Annotated in this window: 3 protein-coding genes; 1 reads left to right on the forward strand and 2 read right to left on the reverse strand. The window is 59.8% G+C overall.

The window, feature by feature from the left end; genetic code table 11:
• Positions 1 to 479 (forward strand): hypothetical protein (locus CW742_RS11540; protein ID WP_292420532.1); only part of this gene is annotated, 479 nt, incomplete at its 5' end.
• 264 nt (positions 480 to 743) lie between these two features.
• Here CW742_RS11540 and CW742_RS11545 read toward each other — a convergent pair.
• On the reverse strand, positions 744 to 1,415 hold the full coding sequence (locus tag CW742_RS11545; RefSeq protein WP_292420535.1) for an ABC transporter ATP-binding protein: 672 nt from the start codon (positions 1,413 to 1,415) through the stop codon (positions 744 to 746).
• The coding region (locus CW742_RS11550) for an ABC transporter permease (RefSeq protein ID WP_292420538.1) at positions 1,408 to 1,878 on the reverse strand (471 nt) is incomplete at its 5' end. The genes CW742_RS11550 and CW742_RS11545, both read right to left, overlap by 8 nt.

Raw genomic sequence — 1,878 nt, forward strand, 5'->3', positions numbered from 1 at the left:
CCCGTGCCCGGGCGGCGTTAGGTTTTGTCATCTTGCGGAGGGACCTGACAACATTTGGCCGGATCAAGCGAATCCGGGCTCATGTGTGTGAACCCGATGAGATCCTCATCCTCTTCAGGACAGACGTCATCCAGCTCCGTATGCTGCCAAAAACCCCCGTCATCTCCCGCGAGATCTGGACGCTCTCTCCCTGGAATGCGTGGCAGTTCTTTGTTATCGAAGATGACCAGATCACGGAAATCCGGTACGAAGTCCCACCGGAACTTCTGCCCGCAGAGACCATAAGCACGGGGATCTCTGCGCAACAACCGCTGCCCGCAACGCGTTGTGCCACCGAACCTTCCCCCACAGGACCGGAGCCAGGTGCTGAGGTTACGGTCGGGAGTATCCCGGGGCCGGTTGGAGGGGGTGCCGGGATCACCTCTTCTCCGATGGTTGGGGAGAGTCGCGATGAGGGGCAGGGGCCGAAACCGGCCTGATTCGTAGTTTTTGATTAATCGGAACCCCGTAAGGCCCCGGATGCAAAAAAACATTTACTGCCGACCGGCCTGATTGGGGGGTGTTTCCAAAGAGTTATTCCAATATCCACAATATGCTTCCGGATAGGGAATTAAAAGAATTAAAAGGTGTTTTGACCGGCCTGTACAGAACTGTTTAGGAAGAGAAAGTCCCTGTGGGGCCTAGCTGAACTATGGGGCTCTGTCCATGGAAAACGCGATCCGGCCGTTCCGTGAGAGATCCCCTTACCGGCCCGGCCCGAGATCCCCTGTCCCGGTGATCTTCCCACGGCAGACGGTACAGATCCGGTCACCAGTCGCCCTCGCATCACCGAGCCGGTGCGTTACCATGATGCACGGGATCTTCAGGTCGGCCACGCACTCCCGCACAACCTCCCGGACAGACCTTCGGCTCTCGTTATCAAGACCGGAGAACGGTTCGTCCAGCATGAGGAGCAACGGCCCGGTGGCAAGCGCCCGGGCAAGGGCCACCCGCTGCTTCTGCCCGCCTGATAGCCCCGCAGCCGGTACTCTGGCAAGCTCGCGGATGTTCATCCGGTCGAGCCAGTGGCCGACCCGTTCTTCAATGACCGCAGCATCGCAATGCCGGGCACGCAGGCCGTACGCAATGTTCCCGGAAACGCTCAGGTGCGGGAAGATTGCGGAACGCTGGAGGACGTACCCGATCTTCCGCTGCTCGACCGGGACATTGATAGCGGACCCCGAGTCGAAGATCGTGGAGCCGTTGAACCGTATCATGCCAGAGTCCGGTGCAACGAGTCCGGCAATGACGTTGAGGGTCGTGGACTTGCCTGCGCCATTGTCGCCCATCAGCACAAGGATACGGCCATCATCAACAGAGAATGAAAGGTCGAGCGGGAAATCGCGGAGTTTTTTCCGGATCGTAACCTCAAGCATGCGGCACCTCCGTCTTTGCACAGGAGCGGACCGCGATCATGATCGCAAACGAGATGAGGACAAGCAGGATCGAGATGGTGAGCCCGGCATTGAAGTCCCCGGCCATGTTGACATAGACCGCAAGCGGCATGGTCTGGGTGACGCCCGGCAGGTTGCCGGCAAACATGATCGTTGCCCCGAACTCGCCGAGCGCCCGGCCAAAGGTCATCACAGCCCCGGAGACGAGGCCCCCGGCCGTGAGCGGGACAACAACGGTGGCAAAGACACGGGCCGGGGATGCACCCAGCGTCCGTGCGGTCAGCTCGTACGCGGGGTCGAGCTGGTCGAAGAGCGATTTTGCCTGCCTGAGATAGAAAGGCGAAGCAACGAAGATCTGCGCCATGATCACGGCAAGGGTAGTGAACGCAATGGAGATGCCAAAGAGGTTTGCGTACTGCCCGACAAGGCCCGCCCGTCCATAGAG

The sequence above is a fragment of the Methanoregula sp. genome, from assembly GCF_002835825.1.
In the GTDB taxonomy this organism is placed as follows: domain Archaea; phylum Halobacteriota; class Methanomicrobia; order Methanomicrobiales; family Methanospirillaceae; genus Methanoregula.